6 protein-coding genes are annotated in these 8,795 nt (G+C 24.5%); 2 read left to right on the top strand and 4 right to left on the bottom strand.

What is annotated here, in order from left to right; translation table 11 throughout:
* The first annotated feature begins 347 nt into the window (after positions 1–347).
* Positions 348–710, top strand: coding sequence for a helix-turn-helix domain-containing protein (locus tag Q1J76_RS06340; protein ID WP_300368490.1), 363 nt, complete (start codon positions 348–350; stop codon positions 708–710).
* Positions 711–714: 4 nt separating this feature from the next.
* On the opposite strand, the gene Q1J76_RS06335 is transcribed toward Q1J76_RS06340, so the two are convergent.
* The 4 genes from Q1J76_RS06335 to Q1J76_RS06315 all read right to left on the bottom strand — a co-directional run bounded on the left by Q1J76_RS06335 (position 715) and on the right by Q1J76_RS06315 (position 5,125).
* Complete coding sequence (locus tag Q1J76_RS06335; RefSeq protein WP_300368487.1) at positions 715–1,254, bottom strand: epoxyqueuosine reductase QueH; 540 nt, start codon at positions 1,252–1,254, stop codon at positions 715–717.
* A gap of 6 nt (positions 1,255–1,260) precedes the next feature.
* Positions 1,261–2,502, bottom strand: coding sequence for a hypothetical protein (locus Q1J76_RS06330; protein ID WP_300368484.1), 1,242 nt, complete (start codon positions 2,500–2,502; stop codon positions 1,261–1,263).
* Positions 2,503–2,974: 472 nt separating this feature from the next.
* Positions 2,975–3,967 carry a glycosyltransferase family 9 protein gene (locus Q1J76_RS06320; protein ID WP_367182092.1) on the bottom strand — a complete coding sequence of 331 codons (993 nt, stop codon included), beginning with the start codon at positions 3,965–3,967 and terminating at the stop codon, positions 2,975–2,977.
* Positions 3,968–3,994: 27 nt separating this feature from the next.
* Positions 3,995–5,125, bottom strand: coding sequence for an AI-2E family transporter (locus tag Q1J76_RS06315; RefSeq protein WP_300368474.1), 1,131 nt, complete (start codon positions 5,123–5,125; stop codon positions 3,995–3,997).
* Positions 5,126–5,235: 110 nt separating this feature from the next.
* On the opposite strand from Q1J76_RS06315, the gene Q1J76_RS06310 reads away from it, so the two are divergent.
* A complete protein-coding gene (locus tag Q1J76_RS06310) occupies positions 5,236–8,622 on the top strand; it encodes a UvrD-helicase domain-containing protein (protein ID WP_367182091.1) in 3,387 nt (1,128 codons plus the stop codon).
* The last annotated feature ends 173 nt before the right edge of the window (positions 8,623–8,795 follow it).

Below are 8,795 nucleotides of genomic sequence, written 5' to 3'. Positions count from 1 at the left end.
GCAATGCTTAAACAAGATATTTCTTTAAGTATGATTAGAAAAACATCAGATATGCAGGCTCAAGCTGTTGACAAAATAATGTCAAGTGTTCAGCCTCAAGGTGTATCTGCACCTATAAGACCTGGTGTAGGTGAAAAATTAAGTACTTATGCTTAATTAAATTTTTTTTTTCAGCTGCTGATAGTTAATATTAGCAGCTTTTTTATATATAAAATCAAATCTAATACACCTATTATAAAATACCAAAAATATAATTTTTTCACTAATAATCAAATTATAAATTGTTTTTTTAAATAAAATTTTTATATATCATAAATAACTAGACATAAGTATAAATGGAGTTTTTTATGATGGAAACAGAAGTAGTATTAAAAAATTTAGGACAAAATATAAGAGAATTAAGAAAAAGTAAAAAAATGACTATAGATGAATTAGCTGAGAAATCTTCACTTTCAGGTAAATATTTACAAGGAGTGGAAGTTGGAAACAGAAACATCTCTATTAAAAATTTAAACAAAATTTGTAAAGCTTTAGAAACTTCTCCAGATATATTATTAAATATGAAACCATACAATTTAAAAACTTCCGAAGAAAAAATATTTGCAATATCAGAAAAACTTAAAAAATTTGAAGAAAATAAATTAGATTTCATAGGAAATATGATAGATCATCTAAATGATATAATAAAAGACAGTGAAAAAAATAAATAAAATATTATCTTATACTAAATTCACATCCGCAATAATTCTGCCTATAAAGTCCAACTTCATTAGCTATTATATTAGTTTTTTTAAACCCTTCTTTTTTCTTAAAATCAAAATGCAAATATTTTATTTTTTTATATTCATCAGATAAACTATTGCCTATTATCTCAATAACCTTACTATTTTTATGAGGGCTTACAGTCATAACAGTAGCTACATATCCTGCATTAATACTAGAAGCATATTCAAAAGCTTTTCTCATTCTATGCTTAAAACAAATATTGCATCTTGTACCTTTTTCAGGCTCATTTTCAAAACCCTTTATATCATAATACCAATTTTTTTTATCATTATCACTTTCATCTATATAAGTTTTTATACCCAATTCTTTTGCATAATTAACAAATTCATCTCTTCGCCTCTCATATTCAGAGATAGGATATATATTAGGATTATAAAAATAAAATACTGTATCATAATCTTCAAGTATAGTACGGGGATAACTCATACAAACCGCACAGCAAGTATGTACTACTAATTTCTCTTTCATATAAAATCACCTTTTACTAGCTTTTAAAGTAATAGTTTTATCATCAAAACTTCTTATTATTATCTGATATCCCATATTTCCAGCTTTTGAATTGATATCAACTGCTAAATCTCTGCTACTCCCTACATAAGTTACAACATACCTAGAAGATTCTCCTGAAACTCCCCTATTATAAATACTTTTCAAACCGCTTATATTTTTTTTCAAAGCATCTTCAAAACCTATAGCTTCATCAAAATTAAGCCCATTAACATATATAGTATATTCAGTACCATTTTGAACTTCATTCTGCCATTTTTTTACTATTTGATTAACAAAATCATCAGATACATAATCTGCCGATTTAACCAAAGCTATAGAATGTGCATCTCTGTCGCTTCCTCCAACACCTCCAGCCTGATGAGTAGCTCTTGCTATAGTTGTATAATCCGATATATTAATTGCTGTAATTGCAACATCGCTTCTATAACTTTTCATAGCAGTGCCTTGTATAGTGGTAAAAAATGAAGCATTAGCCTTACCTATTATTGCTATTTGTGCCCCTGTAGCAGCAGCTATTTTTTTAACGGCATCTGATGAACGGGATCCAACTGTATCTTCATAAGAGATATTTTCTCTTCTCATTACGCTTTTTAATGATGAAGCACTTACAAATTTGAATCCTTTTTCACTCATATTCTTTTCTAATTCTACATTAAAAGATTCACTAAGCTCTCCAGTTTCATCTGTAACAAGAACAACTATAATAGGCATATTCTTTCTATCCAATAATATACCCATAGCCTGAAGATTATCTTGTATCATATCTACACCAACTGTAGCTTCTATTTTAGAATACCAAACAGAGCCTGATTTAGCTATATTAATCACTCTATACGAAGATATATATCCTGTTGTATTATCATATATTTTGGAGCTAATAAGCCTATTATTTTCAACCAAAGTACTACCTTGAACTATAGAACCCACTGCCTGTTCTACTGCATTCCTTTTAGCACTTTCAATGGCTCTCTCTATAGCATCTGCCTCACCCCTTCCATCAGCAGAAGCATATCCTTCAGCAGTTATTTTTGTAGTTTTACCGCCTTTAAAATCAGGATTTTTCCAATTATTAACTATTCCAATTTCTCCTGTTTCTTCTCCAACATATACACCTTTGCTTGATGTACTTTTGTAAGTTGTAGCACAGGATATAAAAAATATAGATAAAAATATAAATATATAGAATTTATTCAACAAACATTTCATATTATCATCAACCTCAATTAATTATAAAAATTTAGTATTTATACAATAACAAAATCATGTAATTTTCATAATATCAGTATCTTATAAGCTTTATAAAACATTTATTTTTTATTAAAACTATTTTTTTATTATATAACATATATAATATAATTAAAGTTATATTTTTTCAATAAAGAATTTAAGATAATGAATTGAATTCATAAAATTCTTTTTTCAAATCATAAAAGAAAATGCCAATATGATAACCATTGTATACGATATGATGTATTTGTAGTGCTAAAGGCATTATTATATTATTTTATATAATCAGTATAATATTTTCCTATAATAAATAATAGGAGATAAATATTCAAAACTATTAGGCAAATTCAAATTAAAAGATGTAATGATGATAAAGGTATAACAGTATTAAATAACATTTCAAAACAGCAAATCATAATTAAAATTTTTGAATTTATAAAAATTATAAATATCAATTAAAATTATTATAAACGGATAAAAGAGAAGGAAGTATTTCTTTAGGTCTAAATTTATTTAAACAATCAATAGTTTTGCATCCTCTTTTTATATACTCGCAATGAAAACTTTTTAATGCCGTACAATATTTTTTTCTAGCCTCTATATTAATAGCTTTATCTCCCCTAGTCCCGTAAATATAAGGCAGAGTATCTCCGAATATACCTATAGAATATATACCGCAAGCATTTGCTATATGTAAAGGTGCACTATCGCCTCCGATTAATGCATAAGAATGTTTTATTACAGATATGAGTTCTCTAATATTTAATTTAGCAGTAAAATCATCGGCTATTATATTTCCTAATCTTTTTTTCATCTCATCAGAGAATTCCGTATCATCTTTAGAGCCTATCAATATTATAGGAACTTGTTTTTCTTTATAAAACATATCTATAAGTTTAGAAAAATTATCTATACCATATCTCTTACTTATTCTTGTAGCTCCTCCATGAACAAGTAAAGCATTTTTATAATCTTTTATTTTATTAATACCGAATTCATTTTCTTTTTCGCTTAAAAAAATTTCTGTATTTATTCCGTCTGACTGTATATTCATAGGCTTTAATACAGAAAGAATAGTATCAACTATATGTCTTTTATGTTTTTTCCAAGAAGTTTTTTTATTAAGTAAAAATCCTCTGCATTCACTATTTACTCCAGCCCTTATAGGTATTTTAGCATTATACAAAAGTGAAGCTCCATAAAATGCAGTTGTTGCAGTAATGCCTATATCATAATTTTGATTTTTTATATATTCTGATACTTTATCATCTCTAACTATTATATTATTTATATACGGATTTTCCTTTAATATATCTATTCCTCTAGCACCATTTACAACATCTATAGTACAATCATTATAATGTTTTTTTAATGCTCTTATAAGTGGAGTAATGAATATGGTATCCCCTATGTAATTCATTCCTATAATCAATATTTTTGTCATATTTACCATAGATAAAAACTCTTCAATTTACTGCTTATTTCTCGATAATCTTCTCTTTTTTGAAATTCTATATTTTTTATCTCCAAGCAAACGCTCTTCATTATATATTTTCATAATTTCAAAGAATAGTATAAAACTCAAAGGACCCAATATTATTCCAGAAAGTCCGAAAAATAATACGCCTCCAAGTATAGAAAAGAAAATAAATAATGGATGAAGCTCTATTCTATTTCCAAGAAGCAAAGGACGCACAAAATTATCAGGTATAGTAATAAAGAACCAAGAGCATACAATAAATATTATAGCCCTAACTATTTCTCCGTTAATTATAAACAATATACCCAAAGGAATCCATATTATAGTGGTACCTATTATAGGCATAAAAGAAGCTATTATAGTAAGAAAGGCAAAAGTAAATGAATTAGTAACTCCGAATACAGTATACACTATAAAAGCACAGCCCCCCTGAAATATACCTGTGAACAAATTTCCGAAAACAATACCCTTTATACCTTCAGAAACCTGCTTAATCATTCTGTCTAAATATTTCTCTTCTATAGGCACCAATGTTCTAACCTGTGCTATTAAATACTCTCCGTCGATAAAGAAAAAGAATAAAGAAAACATCATAAATATAAATGAACTAACAAAACTTCCTGTACTTTTTAAAAAACCTGCTACATTCTGAGTTAAATATGAACTTATAAAAGTCAAATTTGAAAGTGAAGACTCCTGTATCCTTCTTAATATAGTTCCCATAGAAACATCTATAGGCAGAGATTTAAGAAAATTATTTATATTAGAATTATTTATAACCTCATTAACATCAAGATTCATGAAGTACTTAATACCAATATTAGATATATCTATAAGCTGAACTATTATAGTATAAGCCAGTATGCTTGTAGGAACCAAAAATATTATTAAAGATATCAAAGAAAATAGTAAAGCTAAAGTATTTTTTTTTATCATTGAAAGCTTATCAGTTTTTCTATAGCTTTTACCCATAGCTTTTATAAAAAGAGGATTTAATACCACATAAAAAACAACGGCAAAAAATATTATCATGCCGAATGGTTTTAACAATTTATACATTATAAATATAGACAAAAATATAAAAGCTATAAAAAAAACATAGCCTATATTATTTTTATTCATAAAATCTCCAAAATAATAATGATATTAACCAAGTTTCTATAATAATATATATAATATATTTTTCAAGCATTTTAATTTGAATTATTATATATTCATGTTATTATAAAAGTATTATGTTCAATTTAAATGAAAAACAGAAAGATATAATAAAATGCTTTGAAGATAATGGCTTATGCTTCGTTAATGCATCTGCAGGTACAGGTAAAACAAGTACTATAACTGAAATATATTTAAGATTATTAGAAAATAGAGAAAAAGTATCAAATATAGTAGTTATTACTTTCACCAAGGCAGCTGCTAATGAAATGCTTTTTAGAATAAGGTCTAAAGTAAGAAATAAAATAGATGAAATCAAACAAACAAATAGTGAAAAACTTTTAAAAGAAAAAAAATACTGGCAGAATGTTTATAGAGATATTCTCACAAGTGCCAAAATTTCAACTATAAATGCATTTGCCAATTCAATAGCAATGGAAAATGCAATGCATCTATCTATACCGCCTAATATATCAATACTAGAAGACAGCATAGATATTCAGGAAACATTAAAAAGCGAAATTTTAAATGTTTTAAGAAAACCTGAATATACAAAAACTATAAGAACTTTATATAGAATATCTACAGAAGAAACTAAAAATCAATTTGCACAAAAAATACTGCATTTTCTATTAAAAATAAAACCAAGACTTGAAAATATAGATGAATTTGAAAAAAGTGCATTGGGATTCATAGAAATAGATAATAAAAAATATAATGATACTTACAATAATATATACAATCACAGTATAGAACTTATAAACGATAATTTAAAAAGCGGTTCATATATAACTAAATGCAAAAATAAAATATCTGTTCTTCTGCAAAAAATTAATTTAATAAAAAACAAAGAAAAAATAAAAGAATTAAAAGCAGAAGATTATGAGCATATAAGAATAGCATTATCTGGAATATGTGGTGCCAGTTTGGGTAATACAAAACATGATGAGTTTACAGCATTATTAGATGATTTAAAAATATTCTCTAATGATATGCTTAATTATGTTAATATACTGTACAATGAAGAAAATTATAAGGCAGTTATCAATTTTATAAGAGAAACTTATAATCATATAGAAAAAGTAAAATCAAATATAGGAATATACTCTCATGAAGATATGATGTATAAGGCAATAGAAGCATTAGAAAATGATAATATATCAAAAGAGATTAGAGATAATATATCCACATTAATATTAGATGAGGCACAGGATACAAGTATTCTTCAATTTGACTTCATCAATTTAATAGTATTCGGTCATAGAGATATTAAAGATAATACGAAAACTGATAAAAAATTAATGATAGTAGGTGATAGAAAACAGTCAATATACAGATTTAGAAATGCTAATTTATATGCATTTACAGATATTCAAAAAAATTTCATAGATTATGTTAGATATTTAAAAGACAATTATAGAAGCAATTCTATGCTGATAGATTTCTTTAATGATTTTTTTAAAAGCACGGTATTTATTGATGATGATATTAATTATAAAGATGAAGATGATTTAGATTATAATAAAAAAACTAATAATAAATCAGCATCTATATTAATATTTAATAATAATATAGAAGATGAAAGTATTCATTTATATGCTGATGATAAAGCAGAATTGGAAGCTTATGCGATAGCTGAATATATAAAAAATAATTACAGCAATGATTATAAAAATACAGTGATACTTCTTCAGACATTTAATAGATTAGACAAATATTTGAAAGCACTATCCGATTATAAAATACCATACTATATAGACGGCGGTAATAAATTTTATTTAAGAGAAGAAATTGTATTAATAAAAACATTTTTAGAATATTTAATATTAAGAGATCATGCAAAACTTCCTGAACTTTTAAGAAGCGAATTATTTGATATTGATATTAATAATTTATCTGACTTTTTATTCAGTTTGCATATAAAAGGCTTGGATATAAAAGATTATTTTCCTAAAATGAAATACAGCGAAGATAATTATAAAGATATAGAAAATATAGCAAAATCTAAAAGCTATTATAATCAATTAATAAAAGCAAAAGAAATATTAAATAGCATAGAAAGCAAAATACCTATGATGAATGCATCTAATATAATAGAAACTATATGCATTGATACCAATTTCTATAATTATTTAATGACTATGAATGATGCAGAAATTTCATATGCCAATATAGAAAAATTAAAAACTATAGCAAATGATTTTGAAAATCAAACAGGAAATAATATATATGACTTTGTACTTAATTTAAAAAATGCAAATGATAATGAAGCCTATTCTGCAATACCTAAATTATCAGTAGAATCTGTAAAAATAATGACTATACATAAATCTAAAGGATTAGAATTTAATAATGTATTTGCTGCTGGAATGGGTAATCAAATAAAATCATATTTATCTGATTTTGATTTTATAGAGGATTCATCTTTTATAAGACTTCCTGTCAAAAATAGATATTATACTATAGATTTCTCAAAATCAAATGCAGAAGCAAATAAAAAAAGAGAAATTTCAGAAAAGAAAAGATTATTGTATGTTGCCCTTACCCGTGCCTCTAATAATTTAATACTTTCAGGAGAGCATCTAAAAGGAGATACATACAGAGCATATATAAATACATATTTTGGAAACACAATAAAAAATTATAAATCTGATATTATAAGTGAAGATACAAAAGGACTAATTAAAATTAATAATATAGAAAATAAATTTATAGATGCATATTTATATGGTATTTCAATTAAACCTGAAGAAGAAATAAATAAAAATGATACTGAAATCATAAAACAAAAAATAAATGCACTTAATAAGGAAAATAAAAAAGAAAATCTAAATAAAGTAATAGAAAATATTAATCCTTCTTTGAATAAATCAAATTTATCAAATAGAAATTATGTTAATATATCGGATCTTCTCAATAGAAAAATATCAAAACTTGAAAATGATATAAATAATACAGAAAATAACGAATACAGTGAAGATATAGAGTTTATATCCTATAAAGATATAGGAATAATAATACATAAAATGCTTGAATACTTTGACTTTAATAAATACAAAAAAGAAAAAGAAAAATATTTAGAAAAAATAAAATCATATATTTTAAAAAGCAATAATCATTATAATAGAGAACAATTAACAGAAAGTTTAAATACAGCATTTGAAAAACTATTTAAAAATGAACATATACAGAATATATTACAAGGCGATGAAGAAATAGTTTCAAGAGAGCATACTTTTCAGCATTATGACGGAGAAAAAATGATAACTGGAAAAATTGATATTATAACAAAAAATAAAAATAATGAATATTATATTTTAGATTATAAAACTTCAAAAAAAAGTGAATATAATATAAATAAATATCAGTATCAATTAAATAATTATAAATATATGTTTGAAGAAGTATTTAAAAATATAGATAAAAATAAAATAAAAACGGATATTATATTCCTTAAATAATACCTTTTTTGATAATAATTATCAATAAAAAAATAGATTAAAATAAGTTTACAATACAAAATATAGTATATTTTCATATTATGATACTATATTTTTAATAATTATGTACTATTATATTAATAATTTTCTTTACTTTTTCTATTTATTATATATTATAATTAAAGAGGAAAATT

Source organism: Brachyspira sp. (assembly GCF_029258575.1).
Taxonomy (GTDB): Bacteria; Spirochaetota; Brachyspiria; order Brachyspirales; family Brachyspiraceae; genus Brachyspira.
The sequence above is the reverse complement of the archived record's forward strand: the minus strand, read 5'-3'. Positions and strand labels throughout refer to the sequence as shown.